This is a genomic window from Alicyclobacillus sp. SP_1, from assembly GCF_024706985.1.
Taxonomy (GTDB): domain Bacteria; phylum Bacillota; class Bacilli; order Alicyclobacillales; family Alicyclobacillaceae; genus Alicyclobacillus_I.
The window spans coordinates 76,228-98,058 of sequence record NZ_JAMCCX010000050.1 but is presented as its reverse complement, the minus strand read 5'-3'; the positions used below and the strand labels follow the sequence as shown (position 1 = coordinate 98,058).

Genomic DNA, 21,831 nt, shown 5'->3' with positions numbered 1-21,831 from the left:
GCAAAGGGCACTTGAGGTAAAGCTACATTACGGATTGAACATCTGACGTGCTCCGAGATATTTTGGTCCCCAATACGAATTGAACACACTGTCAATACTCACGCCCATATCCTGCGCATCTACCATGAGCCCATTGCCGATGTAGATGCCTACATGGGAAGCTCCTGGAGCATACGTGGTGAAAAAGACTAAGTCACCCGGTTGCAAATCATTCTCAGATACAGGCACCCCTTCAGCAAACTGTTCTTCTGAAGTCCGATAAATATCAATTCCAAAATGAGCTAAAACATATTGCGTAAATCCAGAGCAGTCAAAGCCGCTCGGGCTTGTCCCGCCCCAGACGTACGGCACTCCTAAATAACTTTCGGCGTAAGCAATCAATTGGTGCACTGGCGCTGACTTCATTTGAGCTGCCGTCTCGGCAACATAGGACTTATTCTCCATGAGGGCATTGGCTTCTTCTGTCTGCAATTGAATCTCTTGAATTTGCGATTGCGTCAAATGAATCTGACTTTCCAACAAACCGTGTTTCTCCTCTGCAGCCGCCACTGATGTTTGAGCTGCTTTTAAGGTAGCCTTTTCATCCGCCGCGAGGATAGCATCCGTCTGTTGCAAAGTTTTTAGCTCTTGGTGTTTTTTAGCGAGTGTCTGATACGCCTTTGCCTTCTGCGCATTTTGTTGGGCAAGTTCTTGTTGTAGTTGTTGAACTTGTTGCAACAAATCTTTATTCTCTTGCGATATCACTGCCAGCCCATGCAACCGATTCAACAGGTCGTTAAAGCTGGTCGCATGCAAGATGACTTCCAAGTACTGAACATTTCCGTCTTCGTACATGAGACGCAACCTCGCCTCGAGGTCTGTCCTGTAACTCGCCAACTTGACATCCGTAGCGTGGATTTGCACTTGGAGCGCCTGAATTTGCGACTGGAGCGACTGCATTTGGGCAGCATTCTCCGTCATGGCATGTTGAACATTCTCCAAGGAATTCCGATATTCTGTCAACTTGCTTTCATCCACGTTTTCCGTCGCTTTCTCTTTTGAAATCTGCTCGTAAATGGCTTGAGACTGCTGTTGTAGTTGTTGCAACAGATTCTTGTCTTGCGAAAGTGAATCCGCACGGACCACGCCGTGCAGCGGCCATGCGCAAAAAAGCGCCGCTAAAATGGAAGCTGCCAACCGAGAAACGGAACGCAACCATCACAACCCCAATCCGTGTCGATCTGCAAAATTCGGCACGCAACCGCACCAAATTTATTAATACGACACGCCCTGCCAAATCCCTACCATGTAAGACCCGACATTCCACAAAGATTTGCGAAGGAACGCGACCGCCGTCGACCGCTGTCGGACAGGATCGATGGATCTTTCTGAAAAGAGCACGTCATTCGTTCATAACATGGTCAATCCGGTCGAAGCTCCGATAAGCTTCGGCTATCAACCGCTGCATCAACTCAGAGACGGCAGGAATATCGTGAATGAAAGCTGCCGACTGCCCCGCGTACGCATACCCTTCTTGCATACGGCCTTCGATGGCGGCCACAACATTGTTTTCACGTGCGACCAGTGGATACAAAATGTGCTTCTCTGGCTGCTCCTGCTCTACCTCCAGAATTTTTTGAACCCATGCGGAAGGTAGTACTCTCGCCGGTGTTCCCACGCTCCTCTGAACGACTTTGGTTCGATCTGCCGGGGTTGCCAAGAGTGCATCTTTATAGGCCTGACTGGCTCGACATTCTTGCGTCGCCACAAAGCGTGTGCCCATTTCTATCCCATCTGCGCCCAGAGACAGGGCACTGACCAAACCGCGCCCATCTGCGAAGCCACCGCTCGCCACCACTGGAATAGAGACTGCGTCGACCACGGACGCGGTCAAGACGAGGGAACCGACATCGTCCCGCCCAATGTGACCTCCTCCTTCTTGGCCGACGGCAATCACCGCATCCGCACCTAGTTCTTCCGCGTGTTTTGCTTGGCGTACGGAACTAACGAGTACCAGCACCTTGGTTTCAGATTGACGGAGAAGCGGCATCAAAGGCGCCGGATTGCCACCTGTCAAAGTGACAATCGGAACTTGTTCTTCCAGTGCTACCTTCAGCATAGAGTCGATGGCGCGATACTCGGAAATCGCAAAGTTGACCCCGAACGGCCGCTGCGTCAACCGTTTCACGTCCCTAATTTCTTTCCGAAGCTCCTCTGGATTAGCCAAGGACGTGGCGGTCACCTGACCCAGTCCACCCGCGTTGGAAACGGCGGCAGCGAGATCCGCGTGCGCTAAATGCGCCAATCCTCCCTGAAGGACAGGGTAATGAATGTGAAGTAGTTGTGTAATTCTCGTCTTCAGTGAAATCGTCTCCTCTGTCAGTAGCCCACACACGGGCATTGCATCGAGTATAATGGCGAGTATATCCAAGCTCGGAGGTTATTGCAGATGAGCCGATTGCGGCTGCGATTTTTCGCTTTCTTTGCTGTACTCTTGCTGTTCGGCTATTTCACGGCCCTTAGTGATGGTCTCAATCTTTGGAGTGACAGTGTCTATGGCGGCGGGACAGGCATTCAAGCTGCACCCTCTTTCCCCACTTATACGACGGCAAAGAAATTCAAAGTTTACACTCAAAGCCTCACGCCGTTAAGCTTTTTGCAAAAAATGCATTTCCGGCGAGCGCAACAGGAAGGCCGATATGGGCAAGGCGAGACGATTGGACTTTTTGAGACCGACGCTGATTTCAGCATGCCAGCTTACCTAGCATTTTGTAAAGCATTCGCAGCTGAAGAACCCGAGTTGATGTACCCCAATCACGTCTCCATCTGGACAGACGGTCAACTTCATGCACTCTCCCGCTCATCGCAAGTGATTCGGCCTAATTCGGAGGCGCTGCTGGATGCCGAATGGGCTCACGTAGTGGCACCGCGAGCGAACTTGCTCTTGATTGACATCCATCAATCCGGTGTTCCTTATCCACTCACGCTGGCTCGACTGAAACAACTTCTCCACAACGCTCATGTGAACGTTCTCAGTTCTTCGGTGGAACAGGGCATTCAACCGCTCATGTCCCACAATCCACTTCTCCAAGAGCGAACTTTCGGAAGTCGCGCCATGCTTCTATGGACAGCCAGCCACTATCCATTGTTCTTGGCATCCGGCGACCAGCCGGGCCATGTTAGTTCTGCCACAATTGCTCCTCAAGCTGTTTTCGTCGGTGCCAGTCAATTCGTGGGCAAATCCTTGGAGCCTACTCCCTGGGAAGGGCAGGGCCCGGCTGTCTGGACTGCATTTGCTTCTCCTCTGCAGCGGCAAGCGGCAGGGCGTCCTTTGCTCTATCGCCAGGTTCCAGACGTTGTGTGGTTTGGAGGCAATCCTGGAGTATTCATCTCAGACACTCGTGGTTTTCTCGGTGGAGTTGAAGGGACTTCCTTGGCATCACCAACGTTCGCAGCACTCTTTGCACTCGCAGACGCAGCGCACGTCGCCCAAACTGGCCACCCTTTGCCAGCGAACGCCAACCGCTTGCTCTATGAACTGGCTCTCAAGCACCCTCACGCATTCAATCGGGGGGTCAAGAATCGCCCTTTGTGGCAGCCCTACCAGGGACTGGGCAATCCAAACCCCGCAGTGTTTGTCAAAGACCTATCCAAATGGCCCGCTCACGCACTGGCCAAGTCTAGGGTAAGCTTACACCTGGCACTTTGGCCATTTGTCTTCAGCATTGCTACCACCGTCTTCATTCTTGGAGTCTGGTTCTATCGTGTGGTGCGCTACGGTCTGCGTCTAGAGGACTTGAACGACATCTATCCGCAAATGAAAAGTCGACTATGGCTGCGATTCCTGACCGGAGCTGTCACGCTTCCACTCGTCCTTTTTGCGTTGCGTTACGCGCTACTCTGGTATTCCTTAAACATCTCTGGCACGTTGGTCTATCGAGTTGTGTCATTTTCCCTGTTCGACGTCGCATGTGCGGCAGTTCTCTCTGGAAGCACGTACGTCTGGCTACGCACATTGCGGCTGATAGCGGCGCTCACAATGCACTCTGACCCAACGCAGGGTGAGCACAAGCAGACATAATGTTGGACAACATAGCGGATCGGCACACTCTTGTACGCATGCACTCTTTCCCTCTCGTGTCGATCCGTTTAGGATGGATTTAAGCCGAGCCCTTCTTTGTTCGATGAGAGGACGACTCAACTTCCTTGTGAAAGGGGTGCGAACCATATGCCAATCACGCTCGTCCACACGACACTCAGCACATCGATGGGACCTTTTCAACTGGTGGCGAACGAACGGGGACTCTTTTATGTGAGATTGCCCAATGTGCTGGATGAACACTTTGAGCGCTATGCAGACCGTCACTACCCGGAAGGTTGGACGACCGTCGAGGATGAGCAGTACCTGTCGCCTTATGTACTGCAATTCAGAGAGTACTTCGCTGGCACGCGCAAGCACTTCGACCTTCCGTTCGCGTATCACGGTACAGAATTTCAACAAATTGTTTGGAAAGCGCTGCTCGAAATACCCTATGGCGAAACAGTGTCCTACTCTCAGCTTGCATCTTTGATTGCGCGTCCCACCGCGATTCGTGCCGTCGGAACAGCAAACGGTTCCAATCCACTACCCGTTATCGTGCCTTGTCACCGCGTTGTGTCCCATGGCGGTGGACTAGGCGGGTATGGCGGTGGACTGGAACTCAAACGCTACCTACTGAATATAGAAAGTTCTTGACTCAAGTTTCGCACCCGTATGAAGCCAATGCATCCTTACGAAGCCAATGCATCCTTACGAAGCCAATGCATCCTTACGAAGCCAATGCATCCTTACGAAGGCAAGTGCAACCATGACTGCTTTGTCACCGTGTGCAAAATTCACGCACAATCCAGCGGTTCTTCAAGAATTGTGGTCATACGACCCGTAACGCACGCGTTCATATTCCTCCAAAGACAAAACGGATGCGTCGGGTCGGTCTGTTGGAGCGCTTTCCGTCCACATAGCGCGAATCGTCCTTGTGTCCTGAATTTTGTCCTTGTCTTCGTCCTTTGAAGCGCGTTCTCGAAGCCAACTCTGCATTTTCAGCCGAATTTCATTGTCCGTGGCAACAAACTGTTTCGCCTTGCGGACTTGGAGGGACCGTCTTGTCACCGAAACAAGGCGATTGACCCGACGTGGCGGGACTTGCAGAAATTTTTTCTTAGAGCGCCACAGTAGATACACTAACATGGCGACCAAAATCAACATAAATAGGATGCCAACCCACGGGTGACTGGTGCTCCCAGAGGCAGCCTTATGACCGTGTTTGGACAACTCGCTTTCTACGCTATGGATGGGGCTGATATGCCGAATGTGCCCCTCTATCCTCGCGACTAGCAATGCGATGACATGTTCAACATATTCGAGAACGGGACCCAACACATAGAAGACAGCCGCTCCTAAGCCTCCGATGACACCCCAGATGACATAGGGAGTAGCGACCACCAAAGTTAACCCAAACAAGACAATCGCGGCAATGGTCCAGGCTACAAATTTGCCCGAACCCTGCAGTTGACTGCCCGACAGATGCCATGACACGCTGAGCCGCATTAAGACAACGAGCACGGTCAGTGCAGAAATTAAACGCGCCAATTCAAAATTCGGCGCATCACCCAACGCAAAGACCATAGCCATCATACCGAGCACTGCATCAATGCCGATTTGCAGACGATTTTCTGCCAGAATACTTCGTGGTGTCCACAGTCTTTGCAAACGCATTAAAGCCAACAACAGTATGACGATTCCCGCCGCAGCCAATCCGATGTTATGAAAGGCGAAACCGACAGCCGCGATGGCCACGATGGCAGACAGTCCTCCTGTTTGAAATGGGCGCAGGCGCCCATGCGACGCACTAAGCCGCAATAGCGCTGCTGTAACGACACCCATGACACAGAACATCAAACAGAGAGTGACCGACAGCAGCGGACTTCGATGGGTCACATCCAGATACAATAGTCCCCAAGAGCCAACACTTAACACTCCGAGAACCAGCTTCACCAAAGGAGAAAATCCATTCCATGCGGGCATCGGCTTGTCGGGAGTTGGACTTGAACTCAACACTCTTGCACCTCCCACGAGAATGTCTGGCGAGGCAATGCAAGGGCTACAATCAGCCCTGTCATTCTCACGCGAACATGCAATGCAACCACTCGTTCAGCATCTCTCGAGATTGTCCAGCTTCACGCGCTGTGAGTCGCACTCACAGGCACTCACACACAACGTACTCACAGCCACTTCCTACACGATGCAGTGACACACGACGATGTGTACCATGATACCGCTCACAGCGCGTGACTAGCCATCGCATGACTAGCCCCGGCATCAAGGGGCAATCCCTCACTTGTTAGCTCTCGTTCGTCCGGAGGAGAAACTAAATCATCGATCATATCCGACACTGGCACTTCGATAAGAACGATGGGTCTCCCGCTCTGACGCAGTCGATCCATGGATCTCCGCTGGCTCTTAGTGAAAAAGATTCCAATGACGACAATGGGTTCTCGCGCACTAGCTTGATTCAATACCATCGGCAGTAGTGTGTCGAAAGACTGGACAGGGTATGGACGTAACCGTGCTAACAACACACGCAGGGACGAGGCAGTCTGCACTCCATACCAGGAACGCGTTCCGCTGCCTTTCAGGAGTGCATTGGTAGCAAATTTTAACGAGCCACCTTCGCTCTGCAGGCGATATGCCATTCCTGCAGCTACAGAACACAGCCGGTCGAAAACATCGGAGTTATATCCCATCCAATAAGGATCCGCCATTTGCGCATTGATAACAAGGGTATAATCCGCCTCCGTCGAAGACAGAAACTGCTTGGTCCACAACTCTCCCGTTCGTGCAGAGGCCTTCCAGGAAATAGACTTGACCGGATCGCCCGGAATGTAAGGCCGAACATCGCGGAACCGCGATTCATCCGGAAACAGCCAGCGCAAGATTTCGCGCTGTCCGTCGACTGCGAAGGCGGGAACCGCCTCTTGTTGGCCATGGAGTATGGGTGGCATAACGCACAATTCAGCATCTAACGAAGGTGTTTGTGGGATGACGCGCAAGCCGAACCCATCGTGAATTTGAACGCGAGCCGTCTCGCGCAAGGAAAACGGTCCGCGCTGGCTACCATAAATTTTGCACGCGAGTTCAACCTCTTGATTTGGCCAAAGATGGGTGACAAACTCCATAGTCTGATTCACTTGCGACATTTCAAAAGAAAGACCTTCGGGCAGTTTCAAATCCAGTTGAATAAAAGGGAGGGGCAGCCAAGAATGATTTTCTACAATAATTTTCATGCTCACAGGGCTACCCGGAGCACAAACGGTCTGGTCGAGACTGGCAGAGACGCTTAACTGATTGCGAACGACGTGATGCCAAAAATCGGGCCACATGGCGATGGCAAGAAGAATGAAGACTGGAAAGGCCCAGAACCACATGGTGATGACACCTCACTTTGCCTCCACAAATTCTGACGGAACCGGCTCAGCATCCAACACTTGCTGAAGTATTTTTTCAGCAGCTACGCTGCCGCGATCAATGTCCCAAGACTCCAAGCGCAGTCGATGACGCAACACTGGAAACCACGCTTCACGGACATCATCGGGTGTGACAAAGTCGCGATTTTCAAGCATAGCCAATGCTTGCGAAAATTTTGTCAGTGCGATCACGGCACGTGGACTGGCTCCGAGCATTACGTCCGAGCGCTCTCTAGTCTTTCGGCACATTCGAACTAAATACTGCAAAACATCGTCTGCAATAGTTACTTTAGAAAGCAGTTGCTGAGCAAGGATAAGCTCATCCGCCGTCATCACAGAAGAAACAATACCTCCACGACCGCTTTCTTGCCGTCTGACCATCTCTATTTCCTCGGTCTCAGTCACGTATCCGAGTTTTAGCTGAACCAAAAATCGATCGAGTTGTGCCTCAGGAAGCGGAAATACTCCTTGTGACTCTACGGGATTGGCGGTTGCCAGCACAAAAAATGGGCGTGGTAAGGACTTTGTTTCACCATCTACAGAAACCTGGCGCTCAGCCATCGCTTCGAGCAGTGCGGACTGCGCTCGCGGCGTGGCACGATTAATTTCATCCATCAACAAGAGCTGAGTGAAAACTGGTCCTGGTCGAAATTCAAAAGTACCCGTGCCTGGTTGGAGAATCATGGTTCCTGTCACGTCGCTCGGCAACAAATCCGGAGCCCCTTGGATTCTCCGGAAAGTCAGTCCGAGCGTTTGTGCGAGAGTGAGGGCCAAGGTCGTCTTACCAGTACCAGGAACATCTTCGAACAACACATGCCCCCCGGCCAGGCATGCTGCAAATGCGTGACGTGTGACCAGAGACTGTCCAACCATTCTCTCTGCGGTCACCTGCAATACTCTCCCTAGTTTCTGTTGCATAGACTGAATATCCGACACAGTATCTCCCCCACTCTCGGTTCTCCAAGCCACCTAAAAGACGCGACGGCGCCCCGAAACCAAGTTGCTCCAAGGAAAACCGCATAAAACTAGTCTAAAGATTTCAAGGTCAAGACGTCGTCCGAGTCCGCTAAAGGTTTACGATAATACTTACTGGCTTTGAAATTGTGTATTTCTTGATAAATCGTGGCCATCTGTTGAAGAATAGTCTCTTCGGAGACATCTGCCGGGCTCCAATAGTAAATGTCCATTGGAATCGGCTCACCGGATTGTGTCTCCCGCACATAATCGATTCTATCTGCGCGGACGAAGCCATGCCGCTCATAAAACCGCACACGCCGAACGGTATCTGCATCCTCAGCCTCTTCTGGCTCCACTTCAACAATGATGATTTTATTTTTGCGCTTAAACGCATCCAGAACAGCTCCCCCAACTCCGCGGCCGCGTGCCGTTGGCTTGACCAAGAGATAATCAATGAAGACACAGTCGGGGAAGTCTGCGTACGTCACAACAACATCGTCCGTAACATGTTTAAAGTACGCTTCATGCTTTTCAAGAAGCTCTTCCATTTGTCCGCGATGCTTCATTTCACTCTCTGGAAAATAGGACTCCAAAGCTTCATACCAATCTTTCAATGCAATTCTACCCCTTTCGAGAACACAGAGTGTCGTCTACGTTAGAATGTCCAGTCACGCATGTCAAATTGCATTGCCCCATACGCAACCGTCGATTACAATGAGGTTCGCAACGAATGTTTGCCCCATGTCTCCCCTCAGGAGGGCTCTTGTGCACACATTTTGGGTCACGGATTCAATTTTGCTGTTGTTTGGATTCGTCGCAGCATTCATCGACTCCTCTGTCGGCGGAGGCGGACTCATTTCGCTACCCACTCTCCTGCTTCTGGGATTACCACCCACGATTGCGCTTGGAACCAATAAACTTGGTGGTACCATGTCTGCTGTAACGAGTTTTACGAACTACGCCCGAACCGGACATGTGCATTTCCGCTTAATCCGCTGGTTAGTGCCGTTCGGTTTTGTGGGAGCCATTTTAGGTGCGACCGTGGTTCGGCACATATCTCCCGATTTTTTGCGGCCGATTGTCGTCATCATGCTCGTCGTGGTCGCAGCCTACTCGATAGTACGCAGGCGCCTAGGTACCGTGAACACCTATATCGAAGGTCGTAAAGCCACTTTTATGGGTGCTTGTGTTGCATCGGCACTGCTTGGGTTCTATGACGGATTTTTTGGACCTGGCACTGGCTCCTTTCTCATTTTAAGCTTTCTCTTGCTCGGATTCGACTACATCCAGGCATCCGGCAATGCAAAGTCCGTCAATCTTGCCTCTAACATCGGTGCTCTTCTGACCTTTGTTATCGCAGGAGATGTGGCGTATGCCGACGGATTCATCCTCGGTGCCGGAATGATGATAGGTGCCTTCACAGGGTCTCAAGTGGCCATCCGACACGGGGTCAAATATATTCGCCCTATCTTTATTTGTATCACATTTGCCATGATTAGCCAACAATTGTATCAATTATTCATCCCACACTGAGCATGTCCGACACCTCTAGACGACCATTTCACACACTTCGCTTCGCATAGCGTTCTTCCGACCTAGTGCACAAAACGTTCGGGGATGTTTTGTCCCAGAAGGACATACCATGCACTAGAGTGAGGTGAGGTGTTGAAATGAATTCGACCACGGCATCCTTTCTGTTGATTCTTGCAACCGGATATGCATTTAGTCTCTTGACCAGTCGAATTCCTGTACTTCGAATTCCCACTACTGTATCATACCTACTCTTTGGTATTCTTCTGCAGACGGGATGGATTCCTTTATCTGACGCGTTACGGGATTGGATCAATCATTTGGCGGAGTTTGGACTTCTCTTCCTGATGTACGTATCCGGTCTGGAAATCGACCTAACTACCATGCTTTTTCAGCGCAAAGAGCAAGTCCCACCGAAAAATGCGTCCGAAAGTCAGAGAAGTCCTATCTGGGTTGGCTCTCTGTTGTTTTTTTCGACGTTCCTCATCTCATTCTTACTTTCGAATACTTTCGTAACCTTATTTGCACATTCCGCCAACCCATACTACCTATGCCTTTTGTTTACCACCACGTCTCTCGGCGTGGTATTACCTGTACTCGAAGAGATGAATTTAGTGCACGGGTCCTACGGCCAAGCCATTTTGACGACAGCACTCTTATCGGATTTTTTAACGATGGTTCTTCTATCGGTATTCGTCGGCCACGTATCGGGAGACGGCCCCGGTATGACGCTGCGGACGCTGGCCATTCTTCCTTTCACCGCGATCCTCTATCTGGTACTCAGAGCCATTCAGCGTTTTCCTAAAGTCCGAGCATGGGCTGGCGACGCCAAAGCTCGCCTCAGAGCAATACTAGCTATTTTGGGAACCACCTGTCTACTGGCGGACGCAACGGGCGCCGAGCCAATACTCGGAAGTTTTCTCATCGGCATGCTAGTAGCCGCACTCCCAAGTCGAGAAAAGTCTCGAATCCGAGAATACAGTCACGGCCTTGGCTACGGTTTTCTCATACCACTATTTTTCTTGTCTGTCGGTATGGACTTCGATTTACGAACGTTTCAGTCGAGAGACGCACTTCTTTGGTTGCCGCTCCTGCTCGTGATTGCCGTACTCTCAAAAATCATTCCCGCACTCATGCTAGCAAAGAAACACGGTCAGCGCGCATCCTTGGCGGCTGGTTGTCTGCTATCTGCAAGACTGTCGCTGATCGCGGCGGCCGCCCAACTCGGCGTGTCTCTCCATTTACTTCCAGAGGAGCTCGCCGACGGTATTCTCTTGGTAGCGGCCATTACGGCACTGATTGCACCCGTGGCTTTTGTCACCGTTCTCAAGAAGCCAACCACGAACATGTCATGACGAAGAAAGGGAGTGTTAGACAAAGAAAGACGGATATAAAATACCTAGGTAAGATACACTAGGCATTAACTGGAGAAAGTCTGAGAGGATGAATCACGTGCCAGAAATCCACAACCAACACAGTTGCCACCTTTGTGGGCATACAATGTCATGGGCAGGCGACATTTGCGGAAATTTATACATTGGTCACGGACATGAAGTATCGGCGACTATTTCCGTAACATCCGCTGCAAATGACGAGGGTGTTGTAGGACTTGGTGTCCAACTCCAGTGCCCTGAGTGCGGCGCTGTCAACCAATTTCACGTTGACTATCGTGCTCACGAACGACACCGAGGATGACTAGAACCAAAAAAACGTCACATCAGTCGACCAGTACTCTCTCCGCGGAGAAGTTCGAGGGTCTCCGCACCTTGTTTTCGCACGTACATCGCTTCATCCGAGCGTTTTAGAATATCGGAAAGCTCTGACCACTGACCCGATGCACAGCCAATGGACAACGTTGTATCGAAGGTTATCGAACTTGCGCGCAAATCGACCACAAACTCGCCGGCTTTCATCCGTTGCCTGAGTAATTGTGCATGCTGCTCTGCTTCATGCAAGGGTACTCCTGGAAGTACAACGATAAATTCATCCCCACCATAGCGAACGACAAAACCTTTCTTGTCAACGGACCCAAGCAGGAGTTTGGCTACTTCAAAGAGATACTTGTCTCCCATCGCGTGACCATATTCGTCATTCATCGACTTAAACGAGTCAATATCGACAAAAAGAACGGAAACTGCCTCGCTCTCCTCAAAGGAAAACCCAGCGTGTTGCTCTAAGTAGTCGAGAACACCACTACCGCCTGAGGATTTAGAAACTTCCTCCAACTCGCTCAAAAAGCGACGATTCAACGTTCCCGTCAAAGCATCCGTGTATGCCTGTTGCCGCAATTCATAGACTAATTTCGCAGAATGGAGAAAAACACTGAGGCGCAGAGCCACTTTCTCCATCAGTCGCAAGTCCGCAGGCGAATAGAAATCCGCATGGGATATTTTTAACGTCATGACTCCGAACACAGATTTTTGGAAGACTAATGGAATGCGAACATGCTGCGAAGTCCAAGCCGAACCATTTCTTCGTCTTCCACAAATTCGGGATGAGACATTAAGTCCGGGTTGTAATGCAGCACTTGATGTCGATAAACCCACTCCAAACCGGTATTTTTAACAATCATGAGTGAGCCAACTGGAATAGGTTCCACTCCGTCCCGGGTGACTAACTCGTGAATGACACAATAGCGGTCATTAAAGGCACCGAGGAGAATTCCAAACCTGTCAAAATCAAACCGTTCCAGAAACAATGCGCGAACGTTCTCCATCAATTGCAGTACCGATTGACTCTCCATAGCTTTGACGGTACATTGCTCTAACCACTCATAGTTTTTAAGTTCTTCCAGCATCCACAAGACATCTGTGGTTCCATGAGAAACAAGTCGCTCGGGAAAGACCTGATGATTGTCGTCGGTCATTCTGTCTCCCTCCAATACCATTCACGAAGCGGCGCCTTATTGCACCAACAAGAACACGGTTCTCCAACAGTCCAACAAATGCAAGGATAGACTGCATGCGACCGTCAATCCAAATCAAATTTCACATCATTTCAACTGAGTTATCACTGCACTACTTCGCCGCATTCGCACAAATTCCTTCTGGATGATGCAAATTCCACCCGTCAAGGCGAAGGCACCAAAAGCCATCCACTGCAAAACGAAGCATTGCTTCGAAGCACCTTCTTCATGCACGTGGGCACGGCTCGCCTTCGCCATGGGAATACAGAGACAGAATGGCAAGCTTACTGCTCGGTCGAATCTTCATCGGAGTTCTTCGTAAAATCCTCCACTTCACTTCCATCAAGCAAGACACGTCTTTTCTTGCGAAATCCATAGATCCAAATGACGATCCCGATGGCAATCATCGGCAATGCGGTGTACTGAGCAGCGTCCCATCCCAACGCAAATCGCGGGGAGTCCCCACGCAACATCTCGATGAAAAAACGCAGCGTGTCGTAAGCCACTAAGTAATAGGCAATGGCAAATCCAGGAGGCCAACCTTTTTTTCGCTGCATGAGAATCAAGAGTACGGCAAAAAGAATGACATCCGCTTGGCCTTCCCAAATGACCGCCGGCCACAGCGGATGTGAACCATATTGTGCATGAGCCAGCGTGCCTGGCGGAAAGACAATACCAAAGCCTTGATGAGTTGGAGCGCCGTAAGCACTGCCATTCATAAAGTCGGCATCACGACCGATACTCTGACCAAGCAGGATGCCAGGTGCACCGAGATCGGCAAAACGCCAAAAGCTTAACTTGTGCCGTCTCAAATACCAATATCCAATCGCACAAGCTCCGACGATACCACCCTGAATGGACAATCCTCCATGCCAGATGAGAGGGATTTGGCCAGGATGTGCTCTGTAGTAAGGCCAGTCAAAGAAGAATACTTGCCATACGCGCGCACCGACGATACCGCCCAGCAAACAGAGCGGCGCCAAATTCCACCAGTGTTCTGCATCGCCAGGTTTACCTCGAGTTTTTGCAAAGTACAGAGTTACTCCAAAGCCGAGCAAGAATGCTGCGGCGAATATCGTACTATAAGACCGGACCGGAAACGACCCAATCCAAAACCAATAGGAATGCACGTTCTACTTCCTCCTTGTCCACACTCTTTTTGTCTCCCTAAAACGCTCGGCCGTGTGCCCGAGACCAGAAATACAACGACCGTACACCAAAGTTATGGAAAGCACACCGATTTGAATATACCATGAATTGTCCCAAGAAGTCGCATATCACAGAGACCGAAGCGCGAATGACGGGCGTCCGAACTCTTCTTTACAGCATAGACACGCAGACGACGACTGATGAAACGAGGGTATGAGGACTTTGTGACACTCTTTTTCAACTTGTCTCTAAAGCTACGCAGTAGGAGCAATCTCTGTTATCCTAAGGGAACGTACCCGACTCGGGAAGGTGGCACCGATGCATTGAGCGATATCACACGACTGATTACCGAATATGGATACGTTGGCCTGTATGCCATGCTGCTACTTGAATATCTCATTCTCATCGTCCCTGGCGAAACAACTCTGACGACGGCTGGCGCTTTGTGGCGGAGCGGTGCAGACCATCTGCAACTGCCTTGGATGATTGTCGCTACGACTTTAGGTACGTTTTCCGGGGCCATGATAGCCTATGTCATCGGTCGAACTCTAGGCCGCTCCGTCATCCTCCGATATGGAAAATACGTGTTTCTGACTCCCGAGCGGCTGGAGCAAAGCGAAATCTTGTTCGAAAAGTACACCATTTTGACACTCATTGTGTCGCGCTATATTCCTGTGGCCCGAGATATTGTCCCATATATCGCTGGTATTCAAAAGGTGCGATTGCGCGTATTCATCCCAATCATCTTAGTTATGTCCGCCGTTTGGACGACCACTTTTTTAGCGGCTGGTGGAGCACTAGCTGCCCTCGTCGGCATCGTCATTCGCAACTGGCGCACAGACTTGATTCCAGCCATTGCAATCGCGGCCATTCTCATTGTCGCCTACGTGTATTTCCACCGAAAAATGAGTCACTCCATGAAAAACTTGTCTAGGCAAAAAAAAGAAGACAAAGACGTCCAGCCCACCGACAAACCCGGAATGTGACCCGCGTCCAAAAACCCGACTTTAGCGAAAGGTCAGCAGATTGTCTGAGACGGTGACTATCCGTGATTCTCCGACTGGTCATGAGAAAACAACTGGCGCGAGGGAATGAACAAGGCACAGAGCACGGCCAAAGCGGCTGCGACGAACGTCACAATATAGACATGGTGCAGTGCGGAAGACACTGCATAGACGACACTTTTGATGACGGATTGGGCCGGCGCCTCAGAGGCAACGGACAGAAAGCGTCGCACCGTCTCTAAGGATACGCCATGCACGCGCGCACTTTGGCGTGCCAACGTGGAACTCCACATCCACGCGCACAGTCCCACACCGAATGTTTGGCCAACCGACACCATAAAAGTGTTGGAGGAGGTAGCAGTCCCCCGCAGCTCATCACCGACCACGGACTGAATGACAACTGTAAATATGGTGGTGCATAAACCCATCCCAAATCCGCCGACGCTCAGCCACATCACGAGCAGAATGAGTGGACTGTCCACCTGCAAGAGCAACATCCCTGTGGCGGAAAGAAACACAAGCCCAACACCGAGATAAACCGGCACGCGCATGCTCCGTCCTGCAAGAAGGCGCGAACTCCAAATAGCACCGAGAGTCCAGCAGACAGATACGGGCACCAAACATAACCCCGATACAACTGGAGTTTCCCTCCAGACGCCCTGGATCCAAAGAGGTGTATAAATTTCGACACCAGCAATAAACAGGGTAGCCAAAAACGTGGTGAAATTGGACACCCACACCATTCGCTGACGAAACAAAAAACTTGGGAAGAATGCCTCTCGGCGATCAAGACCGTGTCGCACCGTAAAGAAAAAGGCAAAGGCAGACAAGGCAATCAGTATCCACGACATTTCCGTGGGAATCGTTTCTGGGTAACCCAAAGAAATAAATCCTAACAACATCGCGAGCGTCGGTGCAGTGAACAAAAAGAAGCCAGGCAAGTCAAAAGAGGAGGATGTTTGCAGAATGCGCTTCGTTGGATAGAAGCGAATAAATAAGAACAGTGCGGGAATTGATATGGGGATGTTCAAAAAGAAAATATACCTCCAGCCGACAGTCTCAACGAGTATCCCACCTGCGAGAGGACCAAGCAACGCAGCGCTTGTCCAAACCGCACTCACGACTCCCTGGATGCGACCACGCGCTTGCCCCTGGTAGATGTCTCCGACAATCGTTAGGGTCACTGGTACGAGCGCACCAGCGCCAATCCCCTGAATGGCTCGAAAGACAATCAAACTCACCATATTGGCACTGAGACCGGACAGAATGGAACCCACAAGGAACGTGGTCAGTCCAAGCAGAAACATCGGCTTGCGTCCGACCCGATCGCAAAGCCTCCCAAACAAGGGAAGGAACAAACTCGTAGATAACGTGTACACCGCAAGAACCAAATTGAACAGTCTAACACCGCCCAGATGGCGCACAATCTCAGGCATAGCCGTATTGGCAATGGTATAATCCATGGCGTCCAGAAAAATGGCTGCCAACAGAACAGCGAGCAGCCATCTCCGAACCCCATTTGAAAGTCGACCTGTGTCAACCGACATGCCGTTCAAAGGCTAAATATTCCTCTCGTGAGATGATAGTGTGTCGGTCGCACGCCATAATGAGTTCATCATGAGGACGCGCACTGACTCCACCGACGGAATACAGGTGGACATTGACACCCTCGTTCTTCGCAATTTCCACAGCAGGTATAAAATCGCTATCCCCTGCCAACAAAATAGCATACGAAATCAGATGTTTGGTGGAGTGCATCACCAAATCCGTCGCAAGCATCACATCGACCCGTTTTTGTTCGAGAATCGGCCGACCTTCCCGGTCATGGCCCCGATAAGCCAGTTTCCCTTCACGAACTGTAAAGTAAGGCAGTTTGCTTACTGCGGCAAAAAATCGCTGTTTACTGGAAACGAGATTTTTCTCCACTTCCGTCGGAGTTTGTGATTGATAAGGAAGGCAGTTGTAATAATACACCCTCAATAATGGACAATTCTCCGTAGCTCTCTCGACTAATTGCACAAAATCAATTTGTGGACTTCCAAGACCTTTGTGAATACTGTCGATATACCCTCCATCCATAAAAACTGCGCAACGATTCATCGAACACCAACCTTCCCATCGACCACCATCCACCATTCTACCCCGTCTTCGCGAAGTCAGTCGATGTCGGCCACCTCGTCTCTGGAGGCACAACCTGATGTGCAGGTCTGCGCCTTTATGCCTTCGAAGCCGACTGTCACATTCAAAGCCTTAATAATACCAGAAGCAAAAGCAAACCTTGTTTTCTTTCCTGCATACGTCTCATTATAATAAAATCTACAGTCCTCACAAAGTACCCTGACACACTCCTCTCGGAGCGTGTGGCCTTTGCTGAACTGTAGAGCTTATCATGGCCTCATTATATGTGGCCTGGTCGAATTTTGTCAACGACCTAATTCGTCCAATATTGTGGGCGACAACAAAAACGACACAGTCCCGATTCTCTCGACCATGACGATTGGCCTAGCAAGCCAGGGATGACTAGCGCCTGTCTCGGCGACGAGACAGGTGATATTTAGCGGAAAGCTCGGACTTTGCCGAGGCAAGAGACGGCTGTTCCCCCATCATAGTCCGCTCATCTTGGTGCACAAGCTGTTGCCGCAGCTCACTGCGGCACTCGGGGCAAAGGCGTCCAGTTCTTGTGTCTGCTCCGCAACGTTCACACTCAAGAACGATATTTGGATTCTGCTCGAGAGTCAACTTCCTCTGCTCAATCCAGAGAATAATTAACCTCAACTCCACTTCAGTTCCCAATGTGACATCGTCAATCGTGGCGCTGGGATACGCATGCAAGTACTTTTTTACCCGTAAAAACTTTCCCTCTTCATCCGTTCGACAGTCAAGACAAATATCTCGGGTCGTCCGATAAAAGAGTTTCCCACAAATTCGACAATTGGCAAACGACAAGGATGTCACCTCCGCCACACTCCGCCTAGTTTCGGATGATGTCGCCGGAAAGTTGCCCCCTGCTTCCCATTGGCTAGATTCAATTGGTTTCACAATATCACCGATGCAGTCGAAAAAAAACCTCCACCATAGTCTGTATTAGCCCAATGGTGCTCATGAATGGATAGATAGGGAAACGTTCTGTTGACGATACAATCTCCAAAGTCCGACACCCATCCACAAGCTGAAAGGAATGAGTAGGAGAAATGCTCGTTCAAAGCCGTACTTGCCTGCCACCGCCCCAAATAAGACGGGTCCGACGACAATGCCAATATTTTCGCCAAGAATCACAACTGCAGTCAGCAGTGGAACGGAAGACGAACTGAGCGCCAGACTAGGCGGCGCTGAAAAGACGAGACTGGGAATGAAACCTCCGACAAAGCCAACCCACAAAATGACGGTTACACTCCACCCGACATCCCCCCAAGCAAAAGCAAGCCAAGACGCCGCAAGTAGTAACGAGGGCAGTAGAAACAGAGTCCTTCGCCACCGCTTAGCCACAAAATGAGTAAGAAAGTTGCCGAGTGCATTGGCAACACTAGCCACCGCCGCGATTGAACTGGCAAAGACCAGCGACAGCGCGTACCTAGACGTCAAGTATGTAGTCAAAAAGGTATTGAAAGAGAAAAACACCACCGTAAAACAAGCAAATGAACTTGCCACCCACCAAATCATGCGCTGGCGGCCCGAAAATGACGCCTGGATGAGCACAGCAAGAGATGGGGTTGACTCTGACGGCAGTCGAGACAATCTCAGAGATGCCTTTGTGCGCCGGGGAATAGCACCCCAAAAAAGTGCGCAAGCAACGACAGAAGCCGCAAGGAGAAAAATCGATAGGGATGCGATGCCTCCATCATGGGTCAACAGAGGTGCAAACAAAAACATCAGAACACTTCCAAATGGAACCCAAGTGGCCCAAATACTCATCGCGAGCGACATTCTCTTTTCGGAGATAAAAGCAGCAATCGAAGCAGGTGCGGCCACGGCGACGAGGCCAAAACCAAACCCCTGCAGTCCGCGCGCAACGAGCACTCCGGTCAAAGAGTGCGCCGAAAATTCGAACCAAAACAGCGCTTCACCCAAGACCAGCAAACAAAGCCCCGTTCCTCCCATTAGTTTTTCTCCAAACCGCTTGATAACCAAGCCAGCGGGCAGTGCGGTCACCAGAGTCGCCAAGGCATAGACGGACATAAACCACCCAGACGTGGCAGACGAAATGCGGAAATATGCGGTGAGTGTTGGGAGAATGGGCGGATCAGCAAACTGTGCCATCGTCCCAGCCAATCCCGCTACGTATGCACCGAGAAGTACTGTCCAAAAAGAACCGCCGCGTTTCAAGACGCTCATCGACCCGATACCAAGACCAATTTTCGATGCTCCTCTCCGGCAGCTAACCGCTGATACATGAGCGGTGCTTCCTCGAAGGAGCAGCAATGAACTGTAGGCGGTGTCAAACGTCCTGTGCAGACCAAAGTGGAGACCTGTGTCAACACAGCCTGAGTTTCCTCGGCAGTTAATTTCAGACTGTCCACACCGATGAGATGCGCTTCTCGATGGTAGAAATCGATTAAGTTCAGCGACACACTTGGCGTAACGGCAGAGGCGATAACCACATATTTCCCCCGCTGACGTAGGCAGGACAGCGAGGGATTGAAGAGAGGACCTCCCACCGCATCAAACACTACGTCGACTCCTCGACCGCCGGTCCATTCGCGAATCTTTGTCGGCCAAGCGGGATCGTCCAATGAGACCATGTCCGCCAGGACGGGCAAGGGTGCTCTTTGACGCGCCGCTTCGGAGCGGATGGTACCAAAAACCTGAGCCCCGTGCGCCGCGGCAATTTCCGCTGCCGCTCGTCCTACGCTTCCTGTGACGCCCGTCACCAGCACGGACATGTCAGCACAGACCTCACCTTTCTGCACCACGCCATACCAAGCGGTGCTGTAGACCACGCCCATAGCGGCCGCCTGCTCTGCTGGCAACTGCGACGGCCGTTCCACCAGGCAAGCGGACGGAACCACCACATATTCCGCATGCGTTCCATCGCGTTTAAATCCAAGTTCGGCATGCATACCGAACACTTCTTTCCCGCTCCAGTTGGCTGGCCCGTCAACGACGATTCCAGCAAAATCCCGACCTGGAGTGCGCGGAAATCGAGTCTCTGAAAAAAAGCCCATGGCATTTTTCGCGTCACTCGGATTGATGGACGCTGCATGCACAGAAATGAGCGCATCTCCGTCACAACTCTCCGGGCGCGGCACCTCGGTCAATTCGACAGACGGTGGATTGCAAGGACTGACAATGCGCACTGCTTTCATGCTCTAATCGCCTCCTGACTGTGTATCGACGAACCCATAGACGAGCGGCAGTATGGACACAGACCCATGCTTCTTGATGACAGCCTACTCACTTTAATCAAGTAACGCAAATTCCAGAACCCCTGTTAACCGAGAATTTTAGCCCATATTTCGTTCCCGCGTATACATTTCAATTCGAGGGAAATTATAGCTACAGAGGGCAAAGTGAGGTGATTGCAAACGAGACCGCGGAAAAAACTGAAAGTCGCAGCACTCTTAGTTGGCGTTCCCCTGTTGCTCACCGCGTGCGGACGTCCAGCGGAACAAGCTCTCGCGTCCATCATGGATGCCAATCCATCCGCGAACACCGTCCAACTCTTTTTAAGCATGGGCCACAAGAGCGAAAATCTAGACGCGAACTACAATGGCTTTGCCAACGGGCACCTACTTATCTCAGTACCAGTGGGGTCCAAGGTCATTCTTCACATCACAAATGACGGAGGAATTCCGTTCACAAGTGGTGTCTACACAAAGGAACAGCAAGTCGCTTTTCCAGGCTCCGGAGATGCCATTGCAAATCTTGTCAATAGTCCAACCGCCGGAATCATGCCGGGAAACTCTGCCAAATTGACTTTTACTGCGAACAAAGTCGGTCACTATCGTCTGGAAAGTCTGCTTTACCGCTACCCATCGCACCATCCAACTCACACTCCGCTGGGCCTCTGGGCACAATTTAACGTGACTCAAAGCGGCAAAGCCGAAGTCAAAAGCGTTTAAACCATGCTCCCGGAAACGTCTGTGACGGATTTCCGAGACTCATCTTTGCAACTGACTGGATGTACATCCGTCTACTCACCACGACGCTGGAGGTTTCCTCGATGCAAGACCATTCTGCCTCATCGCACCGGCGGATGAACAAACGCGATTCAAGATGGCGCGCAAGCACCTTCTTCATCGTCTTTGGATGCGCCTTTATTGTCGGGTTATTTGCTCTATTCTGGCAAAAGCCCGTGTCTGAAGTTGCCGCCTCGGTCTTCGGACGCAAGCTTGACGAACCCATCACCCGGATTTACCAATTCGATTACGACTACGAACCTCGCCACATCACGTGGCGCGTGGGGGACCGCGTCACCATTCAGCTTCGCAATCGGAGCGATACACATTGGCATGAAATGGTGATTGGGCGCGGATTTGACAACACACCGAGCACGTTCGGTCCGATCGCCACGCAATTCAAGGAAGATTTTTGGGACGGCGTCCACGTCACCTTCAGCCACGCCAATCACGTGGATAACTTAGTCGTCAACAAAGCCATCCCAACTTATATTGGACCAAAACCAAACATCGAGACGGGCGGAGACTTCAGTCCTACCATTCAACCCAAAGGTGGAATTGACATCACGTTCACAGTTCCGAACAAGCCCGGAAAATGGTATTACGGTTGCTTCGTCCAGCAATACATCCATTATTTGGACGGCATGCGTGGAACAATCACCATTCTCCCACAGAAGCAGGTGTAAAG

The 21,831-nt window shown here is 50.9% G+C and carries 21 protein-coding genes; 7 read left to right on the top strand and 14 right to left on the bottom strand.

From position 1 onward, the window contains the following. Positions 1 to 27: 27 nt before the first annotated feature. On the bottom strand, positions 28 to 1,194 hold the full coding sequence (locus M4I36_RS12420) for a C40 family peptidase (protein WP_258112065.1): 1,167 nt from the start codon (positions 1,192 to 1,194) through the stop codon (positions 28 to 30). Between the two features lie 187 nt (positions 1,195 to 1,381). Continuing rightward, on the bottom strand, positions 1,382 to 2,347 hold the full coding sequence (locus M4I36_RS12415; protein ID WP_258112130.1) for an NAD(P)H-dependent flavin oxidoreductase: 966 nt from the start codon (positions 2,345 to 2,347) through the stop codon (positions 1,382 to 1,384). An 81-nt stretch (positions 2,348 to 2,428) separates the two neighbouring features. Here M4I36_RS12415 and M4I36_RS12410 point away from each other — a divergent pair, with 81 nt between their 5' ends. Further along, positions 2,429 to 4,060: a S8/S53 family peptidase gene (locus M4I36_RS12410; RefSeq protein ID WP_258112064.1), complete on the top strand. Its 1,632-nt coding sequence runs from the start codon at positions 2,429 to 2,431 to the stop codon at positions 4,058 to 4,060. Positions 4,061 to 4,207: 147 nt separating this feature from the next. Beyond that, positions 4,208 to 4,714 (top strand): methylated-DNA--[protein]-cysteine S-methyltransferase, encoded by a 507-nt coding sequence (locus tag M4I36_RS16720; protein ID WP_308661247.1) that lies wholly within the window; start codon positions 4,208 to 4,210, stop codon positions 4,712 to 4,714. Between the two features lie 162 nt (positions 4,715 to 4,876). Here M4I36_RS16720 and M4I36_RS12395 read toward each other — a convergent pair whose 3' ends face one another. From M4I36_RS12395 to M4I36_RS12380, 4 genes are all read right to left on the bottom strand, one after another. Beyond that, the gene (locus M4I36_RS12395; RefSeq protein ID WP_258112063.1) at positions 4,877 to 6,076 is read right to left on the bottom strand and encodes a hypothetical protein; all 1,200 of its coding nucleotides are present in this window, start codon (positions 6,074 to 6,076) and stop codon (positions 4,877 to 4,879) included. 221 nt (positions 6,077 to 6,297) lie between these two features. Continuing rightward, entirely contained in the window at positions 6,298 to 7,443 is a 1,146-nt protein-coding gene (locus M4I36_RS12390; protein WP_258112062.1) for a DUF58 domain-containing protein, read from the bottom strand. 12 nt (positions 7,444 to 7,455) lie between these two features. Beyond that, positions 7,456 to 8,418: an AAA family ATPase gene (locus M4I36_RS12385; RefSeq protein WP_258112061.1), complete on the bottom strand. Its 963-nt coding sequence runs from the start codon at positions 8,416 to 8,418 to the stop codon at positions 7,456 to 7,458. A gap of 89 nt (positions 8,419 to 8,507) precedes the next feature. Continuing rightward, positions 8,508 to 9,053 carry a GNAT family N-acetyltransferase gene (locus tag M4I36_RS12380; protein WP_258112060.1) on the bottom strand — a complete coding sequence of 182 codons (546 nt, stop codon included), beginning with the start codon at positions 9,051 to 9,053 and terminating at the stop codon, positions 8,508 to 8,510. A 151-nt stretch (positions 9,054 to 9,204) separates the two neighbouring features. On the opposite strand from M4I36_RS12380, the gene M4I36_RS12375 reads away from it, so the two are divergent. Both M4I36_RS12375 and M4I36_RS12370 read left to right on the top strand, forming a co-directional pair. Continuing rightward, the gene (locus tag M4I36_RS12375) at positions 9,205 to 9,972 is read left to right on the top strand and encodes a TSUP family transporter (protein ID WP_258112059.1); all 768 of its coding nucleotides are present in this window, start codon (positions 9,205 to 9,207) and stop codon (positions 9,970 to 9,972) included. Positions 9,973 to 10,109: 137 nt separating this feature from the next. After that, a complete protein-coding gene (locus M4I36_RS12370) occupies positions 10,110 to 11,324 on the top strand; it encodes a cation:proton antiporter (protein WP_258112058.1) in 1,215 nt (404 codons plus the stop codon). Positions 11,325 to 11,681: 357 nt separating this feature from the next. Here M4I36_RS12370 and M4I36_RS12365 read toward each other — a convergent pair whose 3' ends face one another. From M4I36_RS12365 to lgt, 3 genes are all read right to left on the bottom strand, one after another. Further along, positions 11,682 to 12,371 carry a GGDEF domain-containing protein gene (locus tag M4I36_RS12365; protein WP_258112057.1) on the bottom strand — a complete coding sequence of 230 codons (690 nt, stop codon included), beginning with the start codon at positions 12,369 to 12,371 and terminating at the stop codon, positions 11,682 to 11,684. A gap of 26 nt (positions 12,372 to 12,397) precedes the next feature. Further along, complete coding sequence (locus M4I36_RS12360; protein WP_258112056.1) at positions 12,398 to 12,835, bottom strand: hypothetical protein; 438 nt, start codon at positions 12,833 to 12,835, stop codon at positions 12,398 to 12,400. 323 nt (positions 12,836 to 13,158) lie between these two features. Then, entirely contained in the window at positions 13,159 to 14,004 is an 846-nt protein-coding gene (lgt, locus tag M4I36_RS12355; protein ID WP_258112055.1) for a prolipoprotein diacylglyceryl transferase, read from the bottom strand. 342 nt (positions 14,005 to 14,346) lie between these two features. On the opposite strand from lgt, the gene M4I36_RS12350 reads away from it, so the two are divergent. Next, positions 14,347 to 15,009: a DedA family protein gene (locus M4I36_RS12350; protein WP_258112054.1), complete on the top strand. Its 663-nt coding sequence runs from the start codon at positions 14,347 to 14,349 to the stop codon at positions 15,007 to 15,009. Between the two features lie 56 nt (positions 15,010 to 15,065). Here M4I36_RS12350 and M4I36_RS12345 read toward each other — a convergent pair whose 3' ends face one another. The 5 genes from M4I36_RS12345 to M4I36_RS12325 form a co-directional block, all read right to left on the bottom strand. Then, a complete protein-coding gene (locus M4I36_RS12345; RefSeq protein ID WP_258112129.1) occupies positions 15,066 to 16,574 on the bottom strand; it encodes an MFS transporter in 1,509 nt (502 codons plus the stop codon). Next, positions 16,564 to 17,127 (bottom strand): NYN domain-containing protein, encoded by a 564-nt coding sequence (locus M4I36_RS12340; RefSeq protein WP_258112053.1) that lies wholly within the window; start codon positions 17,125 to 17,127, stop codon positions 16,564 to 16,566. Before M4I36_RS12340 ends, M4I36_RS12345 begins: the two co-directional genes overlap by 11 nt. A gap of 420 nt (positions 17,128 to 17,547) precedes the next feature. Then, on the bottom strand, positions 17,548 to 17,982 hold the full coding sequence (locus M4I36_RS12335) for a hypothetical protein (protein ID WP_258112051.1): 435 nt from the start codon (positions 17,980 to 17,982) through the stop codon (positions 17,548 to 17,550). Between the two features lie 144 nt (positions 17,983 to 18,126). Further along, positions 18,127 to 19,359 carry an MFS transporter gene (locus tag M4I36_RS12330; RefSeq protein WP_258112050.1) on the bottom strand — a complete coding sequence of 411 codons (1,233 nt, stop codon included), beginning with the start codon at positions 19,357 to 19,359 and terminating at the stop codon, positions 18,127 to 18,129. Beyond that, positions 19,356 to 20,330, bottom strand: coding sequence for a quinone oxidoreductase family protein (locus M4I36_RS12325; RefSeq protein ID WP_258112049.1), 975 nt, complete (start codon positions 20,328 to 20,330; stop codon positions 19,356 to 19,358). The genes M4I36_RS12330 and M4I36_RS12325 overlap by 4 nt, the downstream gene beginning before the upstream one ends. Positions 20,331 to 20,543: 213 nt before the next feature. Here M4I36_RS12325 and M4I36_RS12320 point away from each other — a divergent pair, with 213 nt between their 5' ends. Both M4I36_RS12320 and M4I36_RS12315 read left to right on the top strand, forming a co-directional pair. Beyond that, complete coding sequence (locus M4I36_RS12320; protein WP_258112048.1) at positions 20,544 to 21,086, top strand: sulfocyanin-like copper-binding protein; 543 nt, start codon at positions 20,544 to 20,546, stop codon at positions 21,084 to 21,086. Positions 21,087 to 21,187: 101 nt separating this feature from the next. Beyond that, positions 21,188 to 21,829, top strand: a complete 642-nt coding sequence (locus M4I36_RS12315; protein WP_258112047.1) for a cupredoxin domain-containing protein — start codon at positions 21,188 to 21,190, stop codon at positions 21,827 to 21,829. Positions 21,830 to 21,831 lie beyond the last annotated feature (2 nt).